Origin of the sequence: Actinomadura verrucosospora, from assembly GCF_039540335.1 — a bacterium.
Lineage (GTDB): Bacteria > Actinomycetota > Actinomycetes > Streptosporangiales > Streptosporangiaceae > Spirillospora > Spirillospora verrucosospora.
Map to the genome: position 1 here is coordinate 29,565 of NZ_BAABEV010000019.1, position 23,978 is coordinate 53,542.

The 23,978-nt window shown below is 72.3% G+C and carries 22 protein-coding genes; 7 read left to right on the forward strand and 15 right to left on the reverse strand.

Features of this window, described 5'->3' with window-relative positions:
• Nucleotides 1–6 precede the first annotated feature (6 nt).
• The 4 genes from alaS to ABD944_RS21255 form a co-directional block, all read right to left on the reverse strand.
• The gene (gene alaS, locus ABD944_RS21240) at nucleotides 7–2,676 is read right to left on the reverse strand and encodes an alanine--tRNA ligase (protein WP_345179031.1); all 2,670 of its coding nucleotides are present in this window, start codon (nucleotides 2,674–2,676) and stop codon (nucleotides 7–9) included.
• Nucleotide 2,677: 1 nt separating this feature from the next.
• Nucleotides 2,678–2,998: a hypothetical protein gene (locus ABD944_RS21245; protein ID WP_345179033.1), complete on the reverse strand. Its 321-nt coding sequence runs from the start codon at nucleotides 2,996–2,998 to the stop codon at nucleotides 2,678–2,680.
• The gene (locus ABD944_RS21250) at nucleotides 2,995–3,378 is read right to left on the reverse strand and encodes a DUF948 domain-containing protein (protein ID WP_378187762.1); all 384 of its coding nucleotides are present in this window, start codon (nucleotides 3,376–3,378) and stop codon (nucleotides 2,995–2,997) included. The genes ABD944_RS21245 and ABD944_RS21250 overlap by 4 nt, the downstream gene beginning before the upstream one ends.
• A gap of 138 nt (nucleotides 3,379–3,516) precedes the next feature.
• Nucleotides 3,517–4,779, reverse strand: coding sequence for a replication-associated recombination protein A (locus tag ABD944_RS21255; RefSeq protein WP_345179213.1), 1,263 nt, complete (start codon nucleotides 4,777–4,779; stop codon nucleotides 3,517–3,519).
• A 288-nt stretch (nucleotides 4,780–5,067) separates the two neighbouring features.
• Between ABD944_RS21255 and ABD944_RS21260 the strand changes: the two genes are divergently transcribed.
• From ABD944_RS21260 to ABD944_RS21275, 4 genes are all read left to right on the forward strand, one after another.
• Nucleotides 5,068–5,517 (forward strand): hypothetical protein, encoded by a 450-nt coding sequence (locus ABD944_RS21260; protein WP_345179036.1) that lies wholly within the window; start codon nucleotides 5,068–5,070, stop codon nucleotides 5,515–5,517.
• A 103-nt stretch (nucleotides 5,518–5,620) separates the two neighbouring features.
• Nucleotides 5,621–6,271 carry a thioredoxin-like domain-containing protein gene (locus tag ABD944_RS21265; RefSeq protein WP_345179037.1) on the forward strand — a complete coding sequence of 217 codons (651 nt, stop codon included), beginning with the start codon at nucleotides 5,621–5,623 and terminating at the stop codon, nucleotides 6,269–6,271.
• Nucleotides 6,268–6,894: a DUF305 domain-containing protein gene (locus tag ABD944_RS21270; RefSeq protein WP_345179039.1), complete on the forward strand. Its 627-nt coding sequence runs from the start codon at nucleotides 6,268–6,270 to the stop codon at nucleotides 6,892–6,894. The genes ABD944_RS21265 and ABD944_RS21270 overlap by 4 nt, the downstream gene beginning before the upstream one ends.
• Nucleotides 6,895–6,959: 65 nt before the next feature.
• The gene (locus tag ABD944_RS21275; protein WP_345179041.1) at nucleotides 6,960–7,523 is read left to right on the forward strand and encodes a TIGR03086 family metal-binding protein; all 564 of its coding nucleotides are present in this window, start codon (nucleotides 6,960–6,962) and stop codon (nucleotides 7,521–7,523) included.
• Between the two features lie 12 nt (nucleotides 7,524–7,535).
• On the opposite strand, the gene ABD944_RS21280 is transcribed toward ABD944_RS21275, so the two are convergent.
• Nucleotides 7,536–8,771, reverse strand: coding sequence for a DUF349 domain-containing protein (locus ABD944_RS21280; protein WP_345179043.1), 1,236 nt, complete (start codon nucleotides 8,769–8,771; stop codon nucleotides 7,536–7,538).
• 73 nt (nucleotides 8,772–8,844) lie between these two features.
• Nucleotides 8,845–9,594 (reverse strand): peptidylprolyl isomerase, encoded by a 750-nt coding sequence (locus ABD944_RS21285; protein ID WP_345179045.1) that lies wholly within the window; start codon nucleotides 9,592–9,594, stop codon nucleotides 8,845–8,847.
• A gap of 219 nt (nucleotides 9,595–9,813) precedes the next feature.
• Here ABD944_RS21285 and ABD944_RS21290 point away from each other — a divergent pair, with 219 nt between their 5' ends.
• Genes ABD944_RS21290 through aspS form a run of 3 tightly spaced genes read left to right on the forward strand, consistent with a single transcriptional unit; the run spans nucleotide 9,814 to nucleotide 13,558 of the window.
• Nucleotides 9,814–10,509: an MBL fold metallo-hydrolase gene (locus ABD944_RS21290; RefSeq protein WP_345179046.1), complete on the forward strand. Its 696-nt coding sequence runs from the start codon at nucleotides 9,814–9,816 to the stop codon at nucleotides 10,507–10,509.
• 11 nt (nucleotides 10,510–10,520) lie between these two features.
• Complete coding sequence (hisS, locus tag ABD944_RS21295; protein WP_345179048.1) at nucleotides 10,521–11,801, forward strand: histidine--tRNA ligase; 1,281 nt, start codon at nucleotides 10,521–10,523, stop codon at nucleotides 11,799–11,801.
• Nucleotides 11,798–13,558 (forward strand): aspartate--tRNA ligase, encoded by a 1,761-nt coding sequence (gene aspS / locus ABD944_RS21300; RefSeq protein ID WP_345179049.1) that lies wholly within the window; start codon nucleotides 11,798–11,800, stop codon nucleotides 13,556–13,558. The genes hisS and aspS overlap by 4 nt, the downstream gene beginning before the upstream one ends.
• A gap of 53 nt (nucleotides 13,559–13,611) precedes the next feature.
• Here aspS and ABD944_RS21305 read toward each other — a convergent pair whose 3' ends face one another.
• From ABD944_RS21305 to ABD944_RS21345, 9 genes are all read right to left on the reverse strand, one after another.
• Nucleotides 13,612–16,095: a RelA/SpoT family protein gene (locus ABD944_RS21305; protein ID WP_345179052.1), complete on the reverse strand. Its 2,484-nt coding sequence runs from the start codon at nucleotides 16,093–16,095 to the stop codon at nucleotides 13,612–13,614.
• Between the two features lie 104 nt (nucleotides 16,096–16,199).
• A complete protein-coding gene (locus ABD944_RS21310) occupies nucleotides 16,200–16,724 on the reverse strand; it encodes an adenine phosphoribosyltransferase (protein WP_345179054.1) in 525 nt (174 codons plus the stop codon).
• Nucleotides 16,725–16,736: 12 nt separating this feature from the next.
• Nucleotides 16,737–17,909, reverse strand: coding sequence for a protein translocase subunit SecF (gene secF, locus ABD944_RS21315; protein WP_345179055.1), 1,173 nt, complete (start codon nucleotides 17,907–17,909; stop codon nucleotides 16,737–16,739).
• Nucleotides 17,910–17,911: 2 nt separating this feature from the next.
• Nucleotides 17,912–19,639 (reverse strand): protein translocase subunit SecD, encoded by a 1,728-nt coding sequence (gene secD / locus ABD944_RS21320; RefSeq protein ID WP_345179058.1) that lies wholly within the window; start codon nucleotides 19,637–19,639, stop codon nucleotides 17,912–17,914.
• Nucleotides 19,640–19,749: 110 nt separating this feature from the next.
• Complete coding sequence (gene yajC / locus ABD944_RS21325; RefSeq protein ID WP_345179059.1) at nucleotides 19,750–20,256, reverse strand: preprotein translocase subunit YajC; 507 nt, start codon at nucleotides 20,254–20,256, stop codon at nucleotides 19,750–19,752.
• Nucleotides 20,257–20,434: 178 nt separating this feature from the next.
• Nucleotides 20,435–21,508 (reverse strand): Holliday junction branch migration DNA helicase RuvB, encoded by a 1,074-nt coding sequence (gene ruvB, locus ABD944_RS21330; RefSeq protein WP_345179060.1) that lies wholly within the window; start codon nucleotides 21,506–21,508, stop codon nucleotides 20,435–20,437.
• Nucleotides 21,509–21,537: 29 nt separating this feature from the next.
• Nucleotides 21,538–22,146 carry a Holliday junction branch migration protein RuvA gene (ruvA, locus tag ABD944_RS21335; RefSeq protein ID WP_345179061.1) on the reverse strand — a complete coding sequence of 203 codons (609 nt, stop codon included), beginning with the start codon at nucleotides 22,144–22,146 and terminating at the stop codon, nucleotides 21,538–21,540.
• Nucleotides 22,143–22,736, reverse strand: a complete 594-nt coding sequence (gene ruvC / locus ABD944_RS21340) for a crossover junction endodeoxyribonuclease RuvC (RefSeq protein ID WP_425550311.1) — start codon at nucleotides 22,734–22,736, stop codon at nucleotides 22,143–22,145. The genes ruvA and ruvC overlap by 4 nt, the downstream gene beginning before the upstream one ends.
• A 37-nt stretch (nucleotides 22,737–22,773) precedes the next feature.
• Complete coding sequence (locus ABD944_RS21345; protein WP_345179063.1) at nucleotides 22,774–23,925, reverse strand: GNAT family N-acetyltransferase; 1,152 nt, start codon at nucleotides 23,923–23,925, stop codon at nucleotides 22,774–22,776.
• Nucleotides 23,926–23,978: the final 53 nt, after the last annotated feature.

The window sequence follows — 23,978 nt, forward strand, 5'->3', positions numbered from 1 at the left end:
CCGGGCTCACGCGGCCCCTACCGCCCGCTCGACGGCGGCGAGGGCGTCGCCGATCGCGGCGGGGTCGGCGCCGCCCCCCTGGGCCAGATCGTCCTTGCCGCCGCCGCCCCCGCCGAGCGCCTTGGCGGCCAGGCCGACGAGGGCGCCCGCCTTCAGGCCGCGGTCACGCGCGCCCTGGGTGACGGCGACGACCACGACGGGACGGTCCTTCGGCGCCCCGGCGACCATCACGACCGCGGGGCGCGAGGTCAGGCGGCCGCGGATGTCGACGGCGAGCTTGCGCAGGTCGTCGGCGCCGGTGCCGTCGGGGGCGCGGTGCCCCACGAAGGCGGTGCCGGCCACGTCCTTGGCGCCCTCGGCGAGGGACCCCGCGATCGCGAGGACCTGCTGGGAGCGGAGCTTCTCCAGCTCCTTCTCGGCGTCCCGCAGACGGGCGACCACGCCGGAGACGCGCTCGGGCAGCTCCTCCTTGCGGGTCTTCATCTGTTCGGCGAGCTGCGCCACGAGGACGCTCTCGCGGGCCAGGAAGCGGAAGGCGTCGATGCCGACGAGCGCCTCGACGCGCCGGACGCCGGCGCCGATGGACGACTCGCCCAGCACCTTGACCAGGCCGAGCTGCCCGCTGCGGGCGACGTGGGTGCCGCCGCACAGCTCGCGGGAGTAGTCGCCGACCTCGACGACCCGCACCTCGTCGCCGTACTTCTCGCCGAACAGCGCGAGCGCGCCCATCGCGCGGGCCTCGTCGATCGAGGTGTGGAAGGCGCGCACGTCCAGGTCGCCGACCAGGACCTCGTTCACCTCGTCCTCGACGTCGCGCAGCACGCTCGCGGGGACCGCGCCGGACGCGGTGAAGTCGAACCGGAACCGGCCGGGCGAGTTCTCCGACCCGGCCTGCGCGGCGGACTCGCCGAGCGCGCGGCGGAACCCGGCGTGCACCATGTGGGTCGCGGTGTGCGAGCGGGAGATCGCCCGGCGCCGCTCCACGTCGACCTCGGCGTAGGCGGTGTCGCCGGCCTGCGCCTCGCCGCTGCGGACCCGTCCGCGGTGCACGATGAGCCCGGCGAGGGGCGCCTGCACGTCGGTCACCTCGACCACGGCGCCGTTGCCGAACCTGATCAGGCCGTGGTCGGCGAGCTGGCCGCCGCCCTCGGCGTAGAACGGGGTGCGGTCGAGGACGACCTCGACCTCGGTGCCCTCCCCGGCGGCGGGCGCGTTGGCGCCGTTCACCAGCAGTCCCACGAGGCGGGCGTCGCTGGCCAGGCTGCCGTAGCCGGTGAAGTCGACCCTGCCGCCCGCGCCGGTGAGCAGCTCGTCCAGGACGGAGACGTCGAGGTTGCCGGTCTTCTTGTCGCGGGCGTCCTTCTTCGCGCGGTCCCGCTGCTCCTTCATGAGCCGGCGGAAGCCCTCCTCGTCCACCTGGAGGCCCTGCTCGGACGCCATCTCCAGGGTGAGGTCGATCGGGAAGCCGTAGGTGTCGTGCAGCTTGAACGCCTGCTCGCCCGCCAGGGTCGCGCCGCCGGAGCGCTTGGTGTCGTCGACGGCGGTGTCGAAGATCGCGGTGCCGGTGCGCAGCGTCTGGAGGAAGGACTCCTCCTCCGCGTCGATGACGGTGTGGATGTTCGCGGCGGTGCGCACCAGCTCCGGGTACTGCTCGCCCATCGCCTGGATCGAGACGGCCGTCAGCTCGTGCATGAGCCCGGCGTCCTGCCCGCCGAGCAGGCGCAGGTTGCGGATGGAGCGGCGCAGGATGCGGCGCAGCACGTAGCCGCGGCCCTCGTTGCCGGGGCGGATGCCGTCGGCGACCATCATCGTGCCGCTGCGGACGTGGTCGGCGACGACGCGCAGCGACACGTCCGCGCGGTGGTCGCGGCCGTAGGAGGTGCCGGTCAGCCCGGCGGCGCGGTCGAGGACCCGCCAGAGGGTGTCGGTCTCGTAGATGTTGTCGACGCCCTGCAGGATCGCCGCCATGCGCTCCAGGCCCATGCCGGTGTCGATGTTCTTCGCCGGCAGGTCGCCGAGGATCGGGAAGTCGGTCTTGCTCTCCCCCGGGCCCCGCTCGAACTGCATGAAAACGAGGTTCCAGACCTCCAGGTAGCGGTCCTCGTCGGCGATCGGGCCGCCCTCGCGGCCGTACTCGGGGCCGCGGTCGTAGTAGATCTCCGAGCAGGGGCCGCACGGGCCGGGCACGCCCATCGACCAGAAGTTGTCCTCCATGCCGCGCCGCTGGATGCGGTCGAGGGGGACGCCGACCTTCTCGTGCCAGATGCCGTGGGCCTCGTCGTCGTCCTTGAAGACGGTGACCCAGAGCTTCTCCTCGGGGAAACCGAAGCCGCCGTCTTCCCGCGACCGGGTCAGCAGCTCCCAGGCGAAGGGGATCGCCTGCTCCTTGAAGTAGTCGCCGATGGAGAAGTTGCCCAGCATCTGGAAGAAGGTGGCGTGCCGGGTGGTCTTCCCGACCTCCTCGATGTCGGGCGTGCGCACGCACTTCTGCGCGCTCGTCATCCGCTGGGACGGAGGGGTGCGCTGGCCGAGGAAGTACGGCTTGAAGGGGACCATGCCGGCGTTGACCAGAAGCAGCGTCGGGTCCTCGGCGACCAGGCTGGCCGAGGGCACCACCGTGTGCCCGCGCTCCTCGAAGAACCCGAGGAAGCGGCGTGCGACCTCTGCCGACTCCATATCAGTGGCCATCCTTGTCGTTCTCGATGATCGTGTATCTCGCCTTGAGCACGCGGCGGGCCTGCGGCCCGCCGCCGTCCGGCGGGGCCTGGTCCATCCGGACGGCCTCGCGCAGCTCCTCCTCGCGGGCCCGCATCTCGGTACGGACGTCGGAGGCGAAAAGCCTCAGCCGCTCGCCGGCGTTCTGCCCGCTCGACACCGCCCGCGCGGCGACGCTCTCGGGCGACAGGGCGCGCGTGAAACGCTCCACGCGCCGCTTGACGCGGTGCGTGGCGTAGACGCCGGCGCCCGCGCCGACCGAGAGCCAGAACAGCCGCCTCATCTGCGTCCCCTACCCGAAGAGCGGGCCGGCAGCTCCGGACGTCCGGACGCGGCGCGCTCCTCCCCGTCGCGGTGGCCGAGGGCCTTGCGGACGCCGTAGGAGAAGGCGGCGGCCTTCACCAGCGGCCCGCCGACCACCGAGGTCATCACGGTGGTGACGGCCGAGACGTTCTGGGTGACGCCGGCGACCTGCCTGGTGATGACGTCGGTGCGGCCGAGCTGCTCGTTGGCGCGCTTCACCGTCCGGGTCATGTCCTCCATGAGCGGGCCGGCCTGCTCGCCGATGTCGCGGACGAGCTCGCTGGCCTCGCCGAGCAGCTTGGAGAGCTTCAGCAGGGTGAGCGCGACGAACGAGACGAGCACCGCCCAGAACACGGCCACGATGAGGCCTGCTAGCTGTCCACCAGTAAGCATCAGGGCTTTCCGTTCGCGTGAGGCCGGCACGGGGCCGGGCATGGCCTGACAGACCTTACCGGTCCACCACGCCGCTTGGCGGGAGCACCGGCCGGCGAAGAACGATCATCGCCGGTCCGCGGCGCCGCGCAGGACGGAGCGGATCCGCGCGAGCACCTCGGTGAACCGGGCTTCCGCGCCGTGCCTGGTCGGGCGATAGTACTCCCGTCCGTCGACCGCGTCTGGCGCGTACTGCTGACGGACCACGCCGCCGGGGTGGTCGTGCGCGTACTTGTAGCCCTGCCCGTGCCCGATCTTCGCCGCGCCCTTGTAGTGGGCGTCGCGCAGGTGCCCCGGGACGGGTCCGGCGAGCCCCTTGCGGACGTCGCCGAGCGCCCCGTCCACCGCCGTGATCACCGCGTTGGACTTCGGCGCGAGGGAGAGATGGATCACCGCCTGGGCCAGGTTGATGCGGGCCTCGGGCAGGCCGACGAACTCCACCGCCTGCGCGGCGGCGACCGCGGTCTGCAGCGCGGTCGGGTCGGCCATGCCGACGTCCTCGCTGGCGTGCACGATCAGCCGCCGGGCGATGAACCGGGCGTCCTCGCCGGCCTCGATCATGCGGGCGAGGTAGTGCAGCGCCGCGTCGACGTCGCTGCCGCGGATGCTCTTGATGAACGCGCTGATGACGTCGTAGTGCTGGTCGCCCTCGCGGTCGTAGCGGACGGCGGCCCGGTCGACGGCCTTCTCCAGCACGTCCGTGTCGATCGCCCCGCCGTCGTCGACGACGAGCGCGGCGGCCTCCAGGTAGGTGAGGGTGCGGCGGGCGTCGCCGCCGGCCAGCCGGATGAGGTGGTCCTCGGCGGCGGGGTCGAGGGTGACCGCCCCGTTCAGCCCGCGCTCCTCGGTGAGGGCGCGGCGGACGACCTCGCGCAGGTCGTCCTCGCCGAGCGGCTCCAGGGTGAGCAGCAGCGACCGCGACAGCAGCGGGCTGATGACGGAGAAGAACGGGTTCTCGGTGGTGGCGCCGATGAACGAGACCCAGCGGTTCTCCACGGCGGGGAGCAGGGCGTCCTGCTGGGCCTTGTTGAAGCGGTGCACCTCGTCGACGAACAGGACCGTCTGGCGGCCCGTCATGCCGAGCTCCCGGCGCGCCAGGTCGATCTCGGCGCGGACGCGCTTGACGCCGTCGCTGACCGCGGAGACCTCCACGAACCGGCGGGAGGTGACATGGCTGACGACGGTGGCGAGGGTGGTCTTGCCGGTGCCCGGCGGCCCCCACAGCACGAGCGACATCGGCACGTCCCGGTCGACGAGCTGCCGGATCGGCGTGCCCGGGCCGAGCAGGTGCCCCTGCCCGACGACCTCGTCGAGGGCGCGGGGGCGCATGCGGACCGCGAGGGGCTGCTCCGCGCCGCCCCGGGCGGGCGCCGCCGGCGGCTCCGGCCGCGCCTCCGCCGAAACCGCTCCGTCCCGCTCCGGAGGGTCGAAAAGGCCTTCCGGCTCGCCCGAATCCGCCCTGCTGGTCACGCTCCGACACTATCTCGCGGCGCGGACAGTCCCGGACGGTCGGGCGGCTCCGTGCGGGACCGTTCCGCACGCGCGTCCGGCGGGCGGGAACCCCTGGGACGGCTGCGGCGTTGGACCAGCCCGGAAGACGCGACCAGGAGCGTGACGGTGTCCGGTACGGCCCCCCGTCGACGCCACGGGCTGGCAGGGCTGCTCGTGGCGCTGTTCGTCGTGGGCGGGCTGGTGTTCAGCTACGGGCTGGGCCACGCGCCCCCGCCGCGCGTGTGCACCCAGCACGCCGTGAGCGTTCCCGTCGGAGCCGTGTCGGCGTCCACGGGCCACGAACAGCCGGACGCCGCGGCCGCGGCGCTCAGCGGCTCTCACGGCCTCGCACAGGACGCGCCGGCCGCCGCCCCGACCAAGACGCCCGCGCCCGTTCCCATGGACGCGTGCCTGTGCCTGGCCGTCCTGTTCACCCTCGTCCTGCTGGGCCTGGCCGCCGTGCTGCGCCGGCCCGTCTCGCGCCTGCCCGCCCGTCTCGGCTGGGCGTTCACCCCTCCGGCCTGCACGCGGCTCGCCCCCGCTTCCTGGCCCTCCCTCCAGGTCCTCCGGCTGTAGAAGGACCGGCCCTCCGGCCGATCGCACCGTCCGCGTCCACGCCCATGGCCGACGCGGCGCTGCCCTGTCCTTCCTGACCCACAGCACCTGAGAGGACGCCCTCATGTCCAAGAGCGCCCGGAACAAGAACGCCCGCAACGCGAACGCCCACAACGCCAACGCGCGCGGCAGGACCGCCACGAAGAACGCGCTGACACAGCGCGAGATCCCGTGGGGAGGCATCGCCTTCTTCGCCGTGATCGGCCTGGTGGCGGTCGTCGCCATCGGCTTCACGTTCATGCAGACCCGGTCGTCGTCCGCCGACGGCTCCTCCTCCGTCCCCGGCCTCGTGACCAAGGACGACCTCGGCCGCGGCCACGTCGGCGGCAGCGTCAAGTACGACACCGACCCGCCGATGGGCGGCGACCACAACCCCGTGTGGCAGAACTGCGACGGCCGCGTCTACGAGACGCCGCTGCTGAACGAGCACGCCGTCCACTCCCTGGAGCACGGCGCCGTCTGGATCACCTACCGGCCCGGCCTTCCCGCGGACCAGCTCGACCTGCTGAAGGGCAAGGTCTCCGCGACCGACTACACGCTCCTCAGCCCCTACCCGGACCAGGACTCCCCGGTCACGCTCACCGCGTGGGGCAGGCAGCTGAAGCTCCAGCAGGCCACCGACGCGCGGGTGGACCAGTTCCTGCGGGCCTTCGTGAAGGGCCCGCAGACCCCCGAGCCGGGCGCGGCCTGCTCGGGCGGCAAGGACGCCCCGTGAGCGAGGCCGCCGAGGCGCCGCGGGGACGGCGCGCCACCGTCGTCCTCGCGGCCCTGGTCCTGCTCGCCGGGGCCGTCCTGGTCGCGCTCGCCGTCTCCCGCTCGGAACGGCCCGGCACGGACGGCCCCGAGGCGGGCTTCGCCCGCGACATGAGCGTGCACCACGCCCAGGCGGTGCGGATGTCGTTCACCGTGAGGGACCGCACGGACGATCCCGAGACCCGGCTGCTGGCCTTCGACATCATCAACACCCAGTCCGCCCAGATCGGCATGATGACGGCCTGGCTGGACGAGTGGGGCGTGCCGAAGGCCGACCCGTCCGGCCGGATGCGCTGGATGTCCGGGCACGGCGGCCACCCCGGCGGCGGGGCCCCGATGCCCGGCATGGCGACCCGCGACCGGCTCGCCGACCTGGAGAAGGCGTCCGGCCGCGACGCCGAGGTGCTGTTCCTGAAGCTGATGATCGCGCACCACCGCGGCGGCGTGGCCATGGCGCGGGCGGTGCTGGAGCGCACCGGGCACGAACGGGTGCGGCGCCTCGCCCGCACGATGGTGGAAGGGCAGCAGGCCGAGATCACGCAGATGAACGCGATGCTCCGGGAGCGCGGCTCCCCCGCCGTGTGAGCCGGTCCCCGCGAGGTTCGCGATAGCGCTTGACAGCGCCGCCGGATCGCGCGTCACTGACCACCATGGCTCACAACCTCAGCGGCTACCACCGGGCCCTCGACCTCTTCGAGGGCCTGGTGGCCGGCGTCCCCCGCGACGGGTGGGACGCGCCGTCGCCCTGCGCGGGGTGGACCGCCCGGGACGTCGCCGGCCACGTGACCGGCGGCCAGTTCCTGGTCCGGGCGCTGGCCACGGGACAGCCCGAGCCGGACGTCAACGCCGCCCCCGCGCGGTTCGTCGCGGGCGACGTCCTGATGAGCTGGCGGGCGGCCCGCAAGGAGTGCGCGGCGGCGCTCACCCCCGACGCGCTCCACCGCCCCATCCCCTTCGACGGGCTGGGCGAGCTGCCGCTGGGCGACTTCCTGGAGGGCTACATCCTGGAGCCGCTGGTGCACGCCTGGGACCTGGCCCGGGCCACGGGGCAGCCTTCGCGCCTCGACCCGGACCTCGTCCACCACGCGTTCGCCACGGCCCAGGTGGTCGCCGCCTCACTGCGGTCCGAGGGGCATCTGGCGCCGCCCCTGCCCGCTCCGCGCGGCGCCGACGAGCAGACGCGCATGCTCGCCTTCCTGGGCCGCTCGGCCTGAGGGCGGCCGGGGTCAGGAGAACTCGGCGAGCGTGCGCTCGGCCTCTTCGAGCCAGGCGCGGCGGGCGCTGAGGGCCTCCTCGGCCTCCTTGACGTCCTTCTGGCGGCCGGCCTCACGGGCCTTGCCGAGCCGCTTCTCCAGCTGCTCGATGGAGCTGCGCAGCTGGGCCACCGTGGCCTCGGCACGAGCGCGGGCCTCGGGGTTGGTGCGGCGCCACTCGTTCTCCTCGGCGGAGCGCACGGCCTCCTCGATCTTGCGGAGCCGCCCCTCCAGCCGGTCGCGCTGGTCGCGCGGCACCATCCCGGCGGCCTCCCAGCGCTCCTGGATCGCGCGCAGGGACTGGCGGGCCTGCCGGACGTCCCGCACCGGCAGCAGCCGCTCGGCCTCGGCGAGGATCTTCTCCTTCTCCTCGGCGTTGCCGCGGAACTCGGCGTCGCGCTCGGCGAACGCCGCGCTGCGGGCCTGGAAGAAGGTGTCCTGGGCGCCCTTGAAGCGGGCCCACAGGTCCTCCTCGGCGTCCCGGGAGGCGCGCCCGGCGAGCTTCCAGCGGCGCATCAGGTCGCGGTAGGCGGCGGCCGTGTCGCCCCAGTCGGTGGAACCCGCCATCGCCTCGGCCTCGGCGACGAGGCGCTCCTTCTCCCGCCGGGCCTCCTCGCGCTGGTCGTCGAGCGTGGCGAAGTAGGCCTTGCGGCGCTTGGTGAAGGCGTTGCGGGCGGCCGACAGCCGCTTCCACAGCGCGGTCTCGGTGGGGCGGTCGATCCGGTCGGCGGCCTTCCACTCCTCGACCAGGAGGCGCAGGCGCTCGCCGCCGTTCTTCCAGTGCGTCTCCTCGACGGCGATGCGCTCGGCCTCGGCGACGATCCGCTCCTTGGTGTCGCGGGCCTCGTGCCGGTGCTGCTCGCGCTGGGCCTTGACCTCCTCGCGGCGCCGCCCGACCTGTTCCGTCAGGCCGTCCAGGCGGCGCAGGAGGGCGTCGAGGTCGCCGACGGCGTGCGCGTCGGCGACGGCCTCGCGCAGCCGGTCGATGCCCTGCTGGGCCTGGCCCGGCTGCAGGTCCGTGGTGCGGACCCGCTGCTCGAGAAGGCCGATCTCGGTGGCGAGCGCGTCGTACTTGCGCTTGAAGTAGGCCAGGGCCTCTTCGGGCGCGCCGGCCTGCCAGGAGCCGACGACCCGCTCGCCGTCGGCCGTCCTGACATAGACGGTGCCGTCCTCGTCCACCCGGCCCCAGGGATCGGTCGCGCTGGACACCCTTGCCTCCTGAATCGCGGGTCCGGACGCGCTCACGGCGACCGGACCCTCCACACCTTAGTATCCCGTTCGCCTATTTCCCGGCGATCGTGACGTCCTGGATCTCTACCTTCTTCTTGGGCTTGCCGTCGCCCTTCGGGTCCGAGCCCGCGTCGGCGATCTTCTTCAGCACGTCCAGCCCCTTAGTGATCTTCCCGAACACCGTGTAGTCCGGCGGGAGCTGCGAGTCCTTGTAGACCATGAAGAACTGGCTGCCGTTGGAGTCCGGCAGGCTGCTGTGCGCCATGGCGAGCGTGCCCTCGGTGTACGTGGCGCCGCTCGTGTTCTCGTTCGCGAACTGGTAGCCCGGCCCGCCGGTGCCCTTCGCGGTGGGGTCGCCGCATTGCAGGACGTTGAGCCCGCCGCTCGTCAGCCGGTGGCACGTCGTCTTGTCGAAGAAGTTCTTCTGCGCCAGGTACGCGAAGGAGTTGACCGTGCACGGAGCCTTGCCACCGTACAGCTGCACCTCCACGTCGCCCTGGTTGGTCTTCATCGTCGTCTGGACGACGTCCGTGTAGGCGGGCTTGCCCGGAGGGGTGCCGACGCCCTTGGGGGCGCCGTCCTGCTGGGCCGCCTTGTAGGTGCACCGGGGCCCGGCGGCGGTGGACTCGTCGTCCTTGGTGAGCACCATGAACGCGGCGCCGCCGACGACGATGACCGCCACCACCGCCGCGGCGGTGATGATCTTGAGTCGGCGCGCCCGCGCCGCCTCCTGCGCCTGCCGCTGCCGCTGCCGCTCGTAGCGCTGCCGCGCGAGCTGCTTCTTGCGGTCCTTCGCCGCCACGTGCCTCGCCTTCCGGTGTGATCAGGTGAACGTGCAGCGCATAGTAGCGGTACCGGGGAGTAAAAGCGCCTCCGCGTTCAGGGAGCGCCACCCGCCCGGCGGCGCCCCGCCCGGCCGCGCCCCGCGACACGTCGGCCGCGCCAACTCGTTCGCGGTGGCCGTGGCCGCGCCGGTACCCTCGAACACGCCCACCCGAGATGGTTCTAAGGAAGGACGACCGTGCTCGTCGCCGGGTTCCCCGCTGGATCGTTCGCCGCGAACTGCTACGTCGTGGCGCCCGCCGCCGGTGAGGAGTGCGTGATCATCGATCCCGGCCAGGACGCCGAGGGCGGGATCGAGGAGATCCTGCGCGAGCACCGGCTGAAGCCGGTCGCGGTGCTGCTGACGCACGGCCATCTCGACCACGTCTGGTCGGTGGCGCCGGTCTGCGGCGCCAAGGACGTCCCGGCCTACGTCCACCCGGACGACCGCGACCTGCTGACCGATCCGGCGAAGGGCCTGTCCCTGGGCGCCGGGCAGCAGCTGTTCGGCGGTCTGGAGCTGTCCGAGCCCGACGACGTGCGGGAGCTGGCCGACGGGGCCGTGCTGGAGCTGGCCGGGCTGAACTTCACCGTCGACCACGCGCCGGGCCATACGCCCGGGTCGGTGACGTTCCGGACGCCGAAGGCGCAGCAGATCCCGGACGTGATGTTCACCGGCGACCTGCTGTTCGCCGGCTCCATCGGGCGCACCGACCTGCCGGGCGGATCGTACGAGCAGATCCTCGCCAGCCTGTCCCGGGTGTGCCTCACGATGCCCGACGAGACGGCCGTCCTGCCCGGCCACGGCGAGCAGACCACAATCGGCCGCGAGCGCGCGACCAATCCGTTCCTTTCGGAGCTGGTCCCCGCGGACGGACCTGACAAGGGATTCTGATCTAAAAGACCATGAGTTCGAGCTTCCGGGCCCCGAAGGGGGTCAGCGAATACGTTCCGCCGCGAGCGGACCTCTTCTACGCCATCCGGGAGGCCTTCGCCGAGCAGGCGAGGCTGGCCGGTTACGGCTACCTGGAACTGGCGGTGTTCGAGGACACCAACCTGTTCCGGCGCGGCGTCGGCGAGTCCACCGACGTGGTGTCCAAGGAGATGTACACCTTCGAGGACCGGGGCGGCCGGTCGCTGACGCTGCGTCCCGAGTTCACCGCGTCGGTGCTGCGCTCCGTCCTGGAGAACAACCTGCACAAGGCGTCGCTGCCGGCCAAGGTGTGGACGACCGGGCCCGCGTTCCGCGCCGAGCGCCCGCAGCAGGGCCGCTACCGGCAGTTCTACCAGCTCGACCTGGAGGCGATCGGCAGCGAGGACCCCCAGGTCGACGCCGAGACGATCGCGATCGCGTGGAACTGGTACCGGTCCCTCGGCCTGACCCGGGTGCGGCTGCTGCTGAACTCGCTCGGCTGCAAGGAGTGCCGCCCCGCCTACCGGGCCCTGCTGCAGGACTTCCTGCGCGGCCTGGACCTGGACGAGGACACCCGCGCCCGCGTCGAGATCAACCCGCTGCGGGTACTGGACGACAAGCGCCCCAAGGTCCGCGAGCAGCTCGCGGGCGCCCCGCTGATGGCCGACCACCTGTGCCCGGCGTGCAAGGCGCACCACGACCGCGTCCGGGAGCTGCTCGCCGACCTCGGCATCGAGTGGGAGGACACCCCGACCCTCGTCCGCGGCCTCGACTACTACACCCGCACCACCTACGAGTTCGACCACCCGCTGCTCGGCGCCCAGTCCGGCATCGGCGGCGGCGGCCGCTACGACGGGCTGTCGGAGGACATCGGCGGCCCGCCGCTGCCCGGCATCGGTTTCGGGCTCGGACTGGACCGCACGATCCTCGCCCTGGAGGCCGAGTCCTCGGGCGGGGAGGGTCCCGCGTTCGCCGCCAAGCCGCGCTGCGAGGCGTTCGGCGTGCCGCTCGGCGACACCGCCGAGCGGCGCCTGTTCGCGCTCGTCGCCGAGCTGCGCGGCGCCGGGATCGCCGCCGACATGGCGTTCGGCGGCAAGAGGCTCAAGGGGGCCATGAAGGACGCGGACCGCTCGGGCGCCCGGTACGCCGTGATCCTCGGGGAGCGAGATATCGCGGACGGCGTCGCCCAGGTCAAGGACCTGGCCGAGGGCGAGCAGACCGCCGTCCCGCTCACCGACCTCACCACGACGTTGAAGGAAAGGCTCTCGAAATGATCCGCACCCACGAGGCGGGGACGCTCCGCAAGGAGCACGCCGGGCAGCAGGTAACGCTGGCCGGCTGGGTCGGCCGCCGCCGCGACCACGGCGGCGTCACGTTCATCGACCTGCGCGACGCCTCCGGCACCGCGCAGGTCGTCTTCCGCGAGGAGGACACCGCGCACGACCTGCGCGCCGAGTACTGCGTCAAGGTGGTCGGCGAGGTCCGCGTCCGGCCGGAGGGCAACGAGAACCCCGAGCTGCCCACGGGCGAGGTCGAGGTCGCCGCCGCCCGCATCGAGGTGCTCTCCGACGCGGCGCCGCTGCCGTTCCCCATCGAGGGCGACGTCAACGTCAACGAGGAGATCCGCCTCAAGTACCGCTACCTCGACCTGCGCCGCGAGAGCGTCGCGCGGGCGATGAAGATCCGCTCGGAGGCCTCGTTCCTGACGCACGAGGTGATGCGCGCGCACGGCTTCGTGAACGTGGAGACGCCCACGCTCACCCGCTCCACCCCCGAGGGCGCCCGCGACTTCCTCGTCCCGGTCCGGCTCCAGCCCGGCCACTGGTACGCGCTCCCGCAGTCGCCGCAGCTGTTCAAGCAGCTGCTCATGGTCGGCGGCCTCGAACGCTACTACCAGATCGCCCGCTGCTACCGCGACGAGGACTTCCGCGCCGACCGGCAGCCCGAGTTCACCCAGATCGACATCGAGATGTCGTTCGCCGAGCAGGACGACGTCCTGGCGGTCGGCGAGGACCTCGTGGCGCGCCTGTGGAAGGAGATCGCCGGGTACGAGATCCCCCGCCCGATCCCCCACATCACCTACGCCGACGCGCTGGCCCGCTACGGCTCCGACAAGCCCGACCTGCGCTTCGGCAACGAGCTGACCGACATGACGGAGTACTTCGCCGGCACGTCGTTCCGCGTGTTCCAGGCCCCGTACGTCGGCGCGGTCGTCATGCCCGGCGGCGCCTCCCAGACCCGCAAGGAGCTCGACGGCTGGCAGGACTGGGCGAAGGCCCGCGGCGCCCGCGGCCTCGCCTACGTGCTCGTCCAGGAGGACGGCACCCTCGGCGGCCCGGTCGCCAAGAACCTCTCCGACGCCGAGAAGGACGGCCTCGCCGCCAAGACCGGCGCCTCCCCCGGCGACGCGGTCTTCTTCGGCGCCGGCAAGCGGCACTCCACCCAGGAGCTCCTCGGCGCCGCGCGCCTGGAGATCGGCCGCCGCCGCGGCCTCATCGACGAGTCCGCCTGGAAGTTCGTCTGGGTCGTGGACGCGCCGATCTTCGAGCCCGTCGAGGACGACAAGGGCGAGCAGATCGGCTGGACGTCGGTGCACCACCCGTTCACCGCGCCCAAGCCCGAGTACGCCGACTCCTTCCAGGACGACCCGGGCTCCGCCCTCGCCGACGCCTACGACCTCGTCCTGAACGGCAACGAGATCGGCGGCGGCTCCATCCGTATCCACCGCGCCGAGATGCAGCAGCGCGTCTTCGACGTGCTGGGCCTGTCCAAGCAGGAGGCGGAGTCCAAGTTCGGCTTCCTGCTGGAGGCGTTCAAGTTCGGCCCGCCCCCGCACGGCGGCATCGCGTTCGGCTGGGACCGGGTGGTCATGCTCCTCGCCCGCCAGGAGTCGATCCGCGACGTGATCGCCTTCCCGAAGGCCGCCTCCGGCTACGACCCCCTGACCGCCGCGCCGACCCCCATCACCCCGGAGCAGCGCGCGGAGGCCGGGGTCGACTTCGTCCCCGAGGACGAGCCCGCCGAGAACTGACCCGCACGCGAAAGGGCGGCCGCGTCCGCGGCCGCCCTTTCGCGTGCGTGCTCCTACTTGGTGGCGCCGCTGGTCACCCGGTAGACGTCGTAGACGCCGTCGATGGAGCGGACGGCCTTCAGGACGTGGCCGAGGTGCTTCGGGTCGCCCATCTCGAAGGTGAACCGGCTGACGGCGACGCGGTCGCGGGTCGTGGTGACCGACGCCGACAGGATGTTGACGTGCTGGTCGGACAGGACGCGGGTCACGTCCGACAGCAGGCGGGGGCGGTCGAGCGCCTCCACCTGGATCGCGACGAGGAAGACCGAGTCCTCGCCCGGGGACCACTTGACGTCGATCAGGCGGTCGGGCTGCGACCTCAGGCTCTCGACGTTGGCGCAGTCGGAGCGGTGGACGGAGACGCCGTGGCCGCGGGTCACGAAACCGACGATGTCGTCGCCGGGGACCGGGGTGCAGCAGCGCGACAGCCGGATCCACACGTCCGGGTCGTCGGCGACGACGACGCCCGGGTCGCCGGCGGGGCGGCTGCGCTTGCGGCGCGTCGGCAGCGCGATCTCGGCGAGGTCCTCCTCGGCGCTCTCCACACCGCCGAGGGCGTCCACGAGGCGCTGCACGACGTGCTGCGCGGAGACCTGGCTCTCGCCCACGGCCGCGTACAGGGACGACACGTCCGGGTAGCGCATGTCCCGGGCGAGGGCGAGGAGGGCCTCGCCGGACATCATCCGCTGGAGCGGCATGTTCTGCTTGCGCATGGCGCGGGCGATGGCGTCCTTGCCGGACTCGATCGCGGTGTCGCGGCGCTCCTTGGAGAACCAGTGCTTGATCTTGTTGCGGGCGCGGGCGCTCTTGACGAAGCCGAGCCAGTCGCGGCTCGGGCCCGCGTCCGGCGACTTGGAGGTGAAGACCTCGACGGTGTCGCCGTTGTCGAGGGTCGATTCGAGGGGGACGAGGCGGCCGTTGACGCGGGCGCCGATACATCGGTGCCCGACCTCGGTGTGGATCGCGTAGGCGAAGTCGACGGGGGTGGCGCCCTGCGGCAGCGCGATCACGTCGCCCTTCGGCGTGAACACGAACACCTCGGAGACCGACAGGTCGAAGCGCAGCGACTCCAGGAACTCGGCCGGGTCGGCGGTCTCCTTCTGCCAGTCGAGGAGCTGGCGCAGCCACTGCATGTCACCGGCCTTGCGGCCGCCGACCGTCTCCTCCTTGTACTTCCAGTGCGCGGCGACGCCGTACTCGGCGCGGCGGTGCATGCCCCAGGTGCGGATCTGCAGCTCGACGGGCTTGCCCTCCGGGCCGATCACCGTCGTGTGCAGCGACTGGTACATGTTGAACTTCGGCATCGCGATGTAGTCCTTGAACCGGCCGGGGACCGGGTTCCACCGCGCGTGGATCGAGCCGAGGGCGGCGTAGCAGTCGCGGACGCTGTCGACGAGGACCCGGATGCCGACCAGGTCGTAGATGTCGTCGAAGCTGACGTCCCGCGCGATCATCTTCTGGTAGATCGAGTAGTAGTGCTTGGGCCGGCCGGTCACGGTGGCCTTGATCCGGGCCTCGCGCAGGTCGGTGGAGACGTTCTCGATCACTTCCTGCAGGTAGACGTCGCGGCGCGGGGCGCGCTCGGACACCAGGCGGGCGATCTCGTCGAACCGCTTGGGGTACAGCGTGGCGAACGCGAGGTCCTCCAGCTCCCACTTCAGCGTGTTCATCCCGAGGCGGTGCGCGAGCGGCGCGAACACCTCCAGGGTCTCGCGGGCCTTCTTCTCCTGCTTGTGCCGCGGCATGTAGCGCAGCGTGCGCATGTTGTGCAGCCGGTCGCCGAGCTTGATCACCAGGACGCGGATGTCGCGGGACATCGCCACGACCATCTTGCGGACGGTCTCGGCCTCCGCGGCCTCCCCGTACTTGACCTTGTCGAGCTTGGTGACCCCGTCGACCAGGGCGGCGATCTCGTCGCCGAACTCGGCGCACAGCTGGTCGAGGGTGTAGGGGGTGTCCTCGACGGTGTCGTGCAGCAGCGCGGCGCAGAGCGTCTCGGTGTTCATGCCGAGCTCGGCGAGGATCGTGGCGACCGCGAGCGGATGGGTGATGTACGGGTCACCGCTCTTGCGCTTCTGGTGCCGGTGGTAGTGCGCGGCCACGTCGTAGGCGCGCTCGATGAGCCGGAGGTCCGCCTTCGGATGCGTGTTGCGGACCGTCTTGATCAGTGGTTCCAGTACCGGGTTCATAGCGGGACCGCGCTGGGCGCCCAACCTGGCGAGCCTGCGGCGCACCCGGGCGGCGGACGGCGGAATCGTGGCCTGCGTGGGCCTGGACGGGACGGCGGCCCCGGACGCGTCATCGTCGTCCGGGGCGGCGCCAGGGCCTGGAGCTGGGGGAACATCGGATCCCGACGAGGGCTGGGCGGGCGGGGCGGACGCGGGCGTCCGCGCGGCGGGCTCGTCGGGCTCGGGCGGCCGGACGTCGGGCGGTGGGGGCGCGCGCCGTTCCTCGGCGGCGGTGTTCACCGCGTCGGTCGATACCACCTCACCTGGCACCCAGCCTCCCTAGTCCACCCGGGCACTGCACCGCGCGTTCCGTGCGGGCCGCGCCCGTTCCCGCCGGACCCTGATGGCGTCAGTGTATCCGGCCCTATTTCGTACTAGACCGTAACCAGGGAATGAACGTCCAGATTCCCCAGCTTGTCGCGTCCGTGCAGGAACGACAGCTCAAGGAGGACCGACAGCCCGACGACTTCTCCGCCGCCCCGCCGGACGAGTTCGGCGGCGGCCCTGGCCGTGCCCCCGGTGGCCAGGACGTCGTCGACGATCAGTACCCGGTCGCCGGGTTCGAAGGCGTCGAGATGGATCTCGATCGTCTCGCTCCCGTACTCGAGATCATAAGTCTCCGCGTCCGTCGCCGAGGGCAGTTTCCCCTTCTTGCGCACCGGGACGAAGCCCGCCCCGAAGTGGTAGGCGACGGGGGCCGCGAGGATGAACCCGCGGGCCTCGATACCGACGATCTTGTCGATGGTGCCGCGGCCGTGGTGGTTCACCACGGCGTCGACCACCCCGGCGAACGCCACGTGGTCGGCCAGCAGCGGGGTGATGTCCTTGAACATCACCCCCTGCTTGGGATAGTCGGGGATGTCGCGGATCCGCTCCTGGATCAGCTTGCCGAGGTCCACTCGCTCCCCGCCCTACTTGCCGCCGCGGCGCTGCTGCCGCGACCCGCGCTTCGGCTGCTGCCGCGACCCGCTCTGCACGACCTTCCGCACGGTGACCGTGCTGCGGATGTCGGGCGTGTCCTGCCGGTCGTCCTCACCGGCGTCGGCGGCGTCGTCGGAGAGGTCGTCCTCCGTCGCGGCGGAGGCGCCGGCCCCGGCCTTGACCCTGGCCTTCGACGACCGCTTCGAGCTCTGCTCGCGCCGGGCGATGTTCTGCCGGATCTGCTTGTACTTCGGCTCGCGCTCCTTGAACTGGACGAGCAGCGGCGTCGCCACGCAGATCGAGGAGTACGTGCCGACGATCATTCCGACGAACAGGGCGAGCGACAGGTCCTTCAGCGTGCCGGCGCCGAACAGGGTCGTCCCGATGAACAGGATCGCGCCGACGGGCAGGATCGCCACCAGGGAGGTGTTCAGCGAGCGGACCAGGGTGCTGCTGAGCGCCTGGTTGGCCGCCTCGCTGTAGGTCGTCCGGGAGGTCGGGCCGAGCGGCTTGGTGACCTCCTTGATCATGTCGAAGACGACGACCGCGTCGTACAGCGAGTAGCCGAGGATCGTCAGGAAGCCGAGCAGCGTGGCCGGGGTCACCTCGAAGCCGGACCAGGCGTAGATGCCCGCCGTGATCACCAGGTCGTGGACGAGCGCCACCACCGCGGCCACGGCCATCCGCCACTCGAACGCCACCGACAGGTAGGCGATGATCAAGACCATGAAGACCAGCAGCGCCTGCCAGGCCTTCTTCTGGATCTCACCGCCCCACGAGGCGCCGACGACCTGCGTGCTGACCTTGTCGGCGGGGACGGTCAGCTCCTTGGAGACGCTCGTCTTGACCTCGGTGACCTGGTCGGAGGACAGGCTCTCGGTCGTGACCCGCCAGTCGCCGCCCGCCTTCTGCACGATCACCTGGTGGGGGCCGCCGTCGGCGACGGCGCCGCGCACCTGCTCGATCGAGGCGCTCGGCGCCTTGAAGGTGAAGACGGAGCCGCCCTTGAACTCCACGCCGAAGTTCAGGCCCTGCACCAGCAGGCCCGCGATCGACAGCGCCAGCAGCAGCCCGGAGATCGTGTACCAGATCTTCGGACGGCCGACGATGTCCGCGCTGATCTCGCCCCGGTAGATCCGGGAGATGGCCGCACGCGTTCCCATGCTCAGGCCTCCTGGCTCGTCGTGCGGGCGGCTGGGGCGGAGGTGTCCTGCGCCTTGTGCAGGCGCCTCGGATCGAGTCCGGACATCGGATGCCCGCGTCCGAAGAAGTTCGTGCGCGCCAGCAGCGCGACCATCGGCTTGGTGAAGAAGAACACCACGATGACGTCGATGAGCGTCGTGAGGCCCATCGCGAACGCGAACCCGGCCACGCCGCCGACCGCGAGGAAGTACAGCACCAGGGCCGCGAGGAAGGTGACGGCGTCGGCGACGAGGATGGTGCGCCGCGCCCGCTTCCAGGCGTTCTCCACCGACGAGCGCAGCTTGCGCCCCGCCCTCAGCTCGTCCCTCAGCCGCTCGAAGTAGACGATGAACGAGTCGGCGGTGATGCCGATGGAGACGATCAGGCCGATGATGTGCGGCAGGGAGAGCCGGAAGCCCATCCCCTCACCGAGGATCACCACCGCCTCGTAGGTGATGGCCGACGCCACGACCAGGCTGGTCACGGCCACCAGGCCGAGGCCCCGGTAGTAGAACAGGCAGTAGAGCACCACCAGGCCGAGCCCGATCGCGCCGGCGACCAGCCCGCCGGTCAGCTGGTCGGAGCCCAGCGTGGACGACACCTCGTCGATGGAGCTCTGCTTGAACTCCAGCGGCAGCGCCCCGTACTTGAGCACGTTGGCGAGGTCGGTGGCGTACTGCTGGTTGAAGCTGTCGGGCGGACCGTCGATGCTGGCGGTGCCGCCGGTGATGGCGCCCTCGCGGATGCTGGGCGCGGACACGACCTGGCCGTCCAGCACGATCGCGACCTGCGCCTGCGGCGAGGACGGGTTCTGCTGGTAGGCCTGGGACGCGGCGGTGGTGACCTCTCCGAACTGGCGGGCGCCCGTGCCGTTGAACTTCAGCGAGACCGACCAGCTGGCCTGGCCCTGCTGGGCGTTCGGCGGCATCGCGCTCGCCGAGGAGACGCTCTCGCCCAGCACCCGGACCGGGCCGAGGATGTACTTAGCGACCTGGCCGCTCTCCTGGTCCTGGTCGCAGGCGGCGACGAACTTGCGGTTCGGGTCGTTGGACCCCGGGGCCCGCCGGTCGCCGCTGTAGCAGTTCAGCGCCTCGAACTGGCTGATCACGGCCTTGTCGGTGACGCCCGGGTACTCCTGCGCGGGAGCCGTGGGCTGCGCCGACGGCTGGCCCAGCGGCGACGACGGCGACGGCGCGGCGGACCCGGACGGCTTGGGCGTCGGGGCGGTCATCGCCCCCGACAGCGCCCGGCCCCTCGGGGTGGACGACGCCGACGGCGACGCGCTCCCCGAGGGGGAGGCCGACGCGGACGGCGACGGGCTCTTGCCCCCGTCCTTCTTCGCCCCCGCGCTCTTGGAGGGGCTGGGGGACGGGGTGGGCGCCGCCCCGGTCGACGGCTTCCCGTCGGCCACCGCGAACACCTGGCGGAACTGCAGCTTGGCCGTCGTCCCGATCAGGTTGACGACGCGGCCCTGCCCCTCACCGGGGACGTTCACCACGATGTTGTTGCTGCCCTGCTTGGCGACCTCGGCGTCGGACACACCCAGACCATTGACGCGCTTCGTCATGATCTTGACGGCCTGGTCCATCTGGTTCGCCGGGGGATTCTTGCCGTTCGCGGTCTTGGCCGTGAGCGTCACGGTCGTGCCGCCGGCGAGGTCGAGGCCCAGCTTGGGCTTCGTCTGCCCCTGCCAGACCGCCAGACCGGCCATGACCACCATGATCGCGAAGAGCGCGAGGAGCGTGCGCCCGGGCTTGGGCGCATTCTTGGGCGGAGCCACTTGTCGTCGTACTTCCCGTCGTATCGTCGCCGTGAGAGGGGTCAGGCGGGCTTGTCGCCCGCCTCGACCTTCGCCTTCCCCTTCGGCTTGGACTCCGGCTCGCCGTCCTCGCCCGCGGTGTCCGCGGCCTCGTCGTCCCCGTCCTTGGACAGGTCGACCTCGGAGCCGTCCTTGGACAGGTCGACGCGGTCGCCGTCCTCGTCCTCGCCCTCGGCGTCCTCGTCGTGCTCGTCGTCGAGCTCCTCGGGCTCGTCGTCCTTGAGGACCTGCATGACGGCCTGCTTGACGAACCGGACCTCGACGCCGTCGGCGATCTCCAGCACGATGCCGTCGTCGTCGACCGCCACGACGGTCGCGCGGATGCCGCTGGTCGTCAGGACGCGAGCGCCCGGTTCCATGGCGTTCTGCATCTGCATCTGCTCTTTGCGGCGCTTGCTCTGCGGCCGGATGAGCAGGAAGTAGAAGACCAGTGGCACGGCGAGAAGCAGGAGCAGATTGAAGGACCCGCTACCACCCGAGCCCGCCGCGAGAATAATGTCGCTGCCCATTACTGGGGCATCCTTCCGATGTCGTTTGCCCAGCCTGTGACCAGACCGGTCACGTGCAACGGGACCGCCGGCTGGAGACGGTGAACCAAGTCCCGGAGTCTAGAGAGTACGCGAGACCCCGGCAACGAGGCGACGATCGGCGACGCCGGGAAGTTCCCAACCCGTTATCAGATGATCACTATTCCGCCCCGCCGGCATCCCTGTCCAGGTCGAACAGCGTGCCCGCCATCGGCGCCGTCGGCGGCTGGGGAAGCCCCAGGTGCGCCCACGCCGCGGCGGTGGCGACCCTTCCCCGCGGGGTCCTGGCGAGCAGGCCCTGCCGGACGAGGAACGGCTCCGCGACGACCTCGACGGTCTCGGGCTCCTCCCCCACCGACACGGCCAGCGTCGACAGACCCACGGGTCCGCCGCCGAACTTGCGCATCAGCGATTCCAGGACGGAACGGTCGAGCCGGTCAAGGCCCCGTTCGTCCACCTCGTACAACGCCAGGGCGGCGCGGGCCGATTCCCGCGTGATCACGCCGTCGGCGCGCACCTCGGCGTAGTCGCGGACGCGGCGCAGCAGCCGGTTGGCGATGCGGGGCGTGCCGCGCGAGCGCCCGGCGACCTCGGCGGCGGCGTCATCGGAGATCTCCACGTCCAGCAGCCGGGCGGACCGGCGGACGATGATCTCCAGCTCGGCGGGCTCGTAGAAGTCCATGTGCGCGACGAAGCCGAACCGGTCGCGCAGCGGGCCGGGCAGCATGCCCGCCCGCGTCGTGGCCCCCACCAGCGTGAAGGGGGCGATGTCCAGCGGGATGGCCGTCGCCCCGGGGCCCTTGCCCACGACGACGTCGACGCGGAAGTCCTCCATCGCCATGTAGAGCATCTCCTCGGCGGGCCGCGCCAGCCGGTGGATCTCGTCCAGGAACAGCACCTCGCCCTCGGCGAGGGTCGACAGCACGGCCGCGAGGTCGCCGGCCCGCTCGATCGCCGGACCCGAGGAGATCCGCAGCGGCTGCCCCAGCTCGGCGGCGATGATCATGGCGAGGGTGGTCTTGCCGAGGCCGGGCCCGCCCGACAGCAGCACGTGGTCGGGGGTCCGGCCGCGCCCGAGCGCGCCGTGCAGCACCAGCGAGAGCTGCTCGCGGACCCGCTCCTGGCCGACGAAGTCGGCCAGCTTCTTCGGCCGCAGCGCGGCCTCGATCTGCTGCTCGTCGACCCCGCCGGCGTCGGCCGACACCAGCCGCTCGGTCTCGTCGGTCCCGCTCATCCCCGCTCCCTGCGCCTCCCCTGGCTCCCTCACTGCCTGCTCAGCTTCTTCAGGGCCGACCTCAGCAGCACCGCGACCGGGGGCGTCTCGCCGCCGTCGAGCTCGGCGGCGACGGCGTCCACGGCGGCGTCGGCGTCCTTGGCCGACCAGCCGAGGTTGACCAGGCCCATCTGCACCTGCTGGCGCCACGGCTCGGCGCGGGCGGGCGCACGCAGGTCGCCGCCGTCGTCGCCGACCGGGCCGCCGAGGCGGTCCCGCAGTTCCAGGACGATGCGCTGCGCGCCCTTCTTGCCGATGCCGGGCACCTTGGTGAGCGCCGTCACGTCCTCGGTGGACACGGCGCGGCGCAGCGCGTTCGGCGAGTGGACCGCCAGCATCGCCAGGGCGAGGCGGGGCCCGACGCCGCTGGCGGTCTGGAGCAGCTCGAAGACGGTGCGCTCGTCGTCGTCGGCGAACCCGAACAGGGTGAGGGAGTCCTCCCGGACGACGAGGGAGGTCGGCACCCGCGCCTCCTCCCCGACCCGCAGGCCCGCCAGCGTGGCGGGGCTGCACTGCACCGAGAGGCCGACGCCGTGCACGTCGATCACCGCCCCGTCGGGCCCGGCGGCGGCCACCCGGCCGCTGACGAAGGCGATCACTTGACGCTTCCTCCTCTGCTCCGGGCGGCGAGCCGGTCCCGTTCGGCCCGGGCCGCCTCCTCGATCCGCGACCGCTGGGCGTGCGCGAGCCGCCGCTGCGCTCCCCCGCGCCACACGTGGCAGATGGCCAGGGCGAGCGCGTCCGCGGCGTCCGCCGGCTTCGGCGCCGTCTCCAGGGACAGCAGCCGGGTCACCATCCTGGTCACCTGCGCCTTGTCGGCGCGGCCGTTCCCGGTGACGGCGGCCTTGGCCTCGCTGGGGGTGTGCAGCGCGACGGGCAGGCCCCGCCGGGCGGCCAGCAGCATCGCGATCCCGGCGGCCTGGGCCGTGCCCATCACCGTCCGCACGTTGTGCTGGGAGAACACGCGCTCGACGGCGACGGCGTCGGGGCGCAGCTCGTCCATGACGGCCGCGATGCCCGTCTCGACGCCCAGCAGGCGCAGGGCGTGGTCCTCGTCGGGGGCGGTCCGCACGACCGACACGTGCACCAGCCGCAGCCGCTTGCCCGGGGCGCCCTCGACGACCCCGACCCCGCACCGGGTGAGGCCGGGGTCCACCCCCATCACCCGCACGGCCGCTCCTTCGATCATCTGTTCGGCCGCCAACGCTATCAATCCGCGTGGCCGGTCAGAAGTAGTCCAGCGAGAACGGCGTGGCCGCGAACGCGGCCCCGAGCGCCTCGGCGTCCCCGCCCTGGAGCAGTCCGGCGCGGCGGAGGGTCGGCACCGGTATCCCGCAGTAGAGGGCCGACAGGCCGCGCGGCCCGAGGCGCACGGCGCCGGAGCCGGCGGCGGAGCGTTCCAGCCGCCCCTCGCCGCCCTCGATCTCCAGGCGCCAGTGGCCCGCGTTCGCCGGACGCAGCGGATCGTCGATCTCCAGCGGGACGCCCGCGGCGACCCCGGCCGGGTAGCCGCGCGCCGCGATCGCCGCGGGCGCGTCGACCACCCGCAGCATCCACTGGGAGCGGTGGACGGTCTCCTGCTCGCGCTCGCGCGGCAGCCACAGCACCGGGTCCATCGGCGACACGCAGGCGCGCACCGACTCGGCCGTGGACGAACCGGACCCGACGATCGCCCACAGCGCCCTCAGCGTCCGCTCGGACGAGGCGACGAGCCGCTCGACCTCCAGCCCGGCGTTGCCCTCCGCCCAGCGGTAGGAGAGGAACCCGTCCTCGGCCAGGTAGTGGTAGGCGTCCGGGCCACCGAGGTGCTCGCGCCACCTCGCCTCCGGCCAGCCGACCGGGCCGCAGTCGCGCGCGGCCCGATGCACGCGGCCCACCACGGCGGCCACCTCGGCGGCGTCGCCGGGCCCGGCCCTGCGGACGGGGACCCGCTCGGCCGCGATCGTGCGCAGGGCCTCGGTGGACAGGTCGACGTGGTGCCAGCCCCCCGCGTGCTCCCAGCCGAGCGACCGGTAGAGCCGCGTCGTGGCCGGATACAGCATGGCGAGCGGGTGACCGAGATCGGCGCACCGCCCCAGCAGGTCGGACACCAGGCGGCGGCCGAGCCCCCGCCCGCGCTCCTCGGGCGCGACCGTGATCGCGCTGACGCCGGCCGTGGACACCGCCCGCCCGTGCCACCACTGCGTCATGTCGAGCAGCGCCCCCGTGGCGACGACCGCGCCGCCGTCGAGGCCGGCGAACTGCCTCCCCGCCTCCGCCGCCTGCCGGACCAGCCGGGACCGACGCGCCCACACCTCGTCGGACAGTGGCCCGAAGGCGCGGGCGCGGATGTCGCGGACGGCGTCCGCCTCGTCTGGTGCCAGAGCGCGAATCTCCATGATCCAGACCGTATGCGACGGCGCCGACGGGAACGCCGCCGCACCCGGGCGGG

Excerpts from the sequence above, each read along its gene's own strand:
- secD (WP_345179058.1), bottom strand. The coding sequence starts at position 19,639 with ATGGCCGGTCTGGCGGTCTGGCAGGGGCAGACGAAGCCCAAGCTGGGC.
- ruvC (WP_425550311.1), bottom strand. The coding sequence starts at position 22,736 with ATGATCGAAGGAGCGGCCGTGCGGGTGATGGGGGTGGACCCCGGCCTC.
- ABD944_RS21275 (WP_345179041.1), top strand. The coding sequence starts at position 6,960 with ATGGCTCACAACCTCAGCGGCTACCACCGGGCCCTCGACCTCTTCGAG.
- ABD944_RS21345 (WP_345179063.1), bottom strand. The coding sequence starts at position 23,925 with ATGGAGATTCGCGCTCTGGCACCAGACGAGGCGGACGCCGTCCGCGAC.
- ABD944_RS21245 (WP_345179033.1), bottom strand. The coding sequence starts at position 2,998 with ATGAGGCGGCTGTTCTGGCTCTCGGTCGGCGCGGGCGCCGGCGTCTAC.
- ABD944_RS21255 (WP_345179213.1), bottom strand. The coding sequence starts at position 4,779 with ATGCGCCCCCGCGCCCTCGACGAGGTCGTCGGGCAGGGGCACCTGCTC.
- alaS (WP_345179031.1), bottom strand. The coding sequence starts at position 2,676 with ATGGAGTCGGCAGAGGTCGCACGCCGCTTCCTCGGGTTCTTCGAGGAG.
- yajC (WP_345179059.1), bottom strand. The coding sequence starts at position 20,256 with ATGGGCAGCGACATTATTCTCGCGGCGGGCTCGGGTGGTAGCGGGTCC.
- ruvB (WP_345179060.1), bottom strand. The coding sequence starts at position 21,508 with ATGAGCGGGACCGACGAGACCGAGCGGCTGGTGTCGGCCGACGCCGGC.
- hisS (WP_345179048.1), top strand. The coding sequence starts at position 10,521 with ATGAGTTCGAGCTTCCGGGCCCCGAAGGGGGTCAGCGAATACGTTCCG.
- secF (WP_345179055.1), bottom strand. The coding sequence starts at position 17,909 with ATGGGAACGCGTGCGGCCATCTCCCGGATCTACCGGGGCGAGATCAGC.
- ABD944_RS21265 (WP_345179037.1), top strand. The coding sequence starts at position 5,621 with ATGTCCAAGAGCGCCCGGAACAAGAACGCCCGCAACGCGAACGCCCAC.
- aspS (WP_345179049.1), top strand. The coding sequence starts at position 11,798 with ATGATCCGCACCCACGAGGCGGGGACGCTCCGCAAGGAGCACGCCGGG.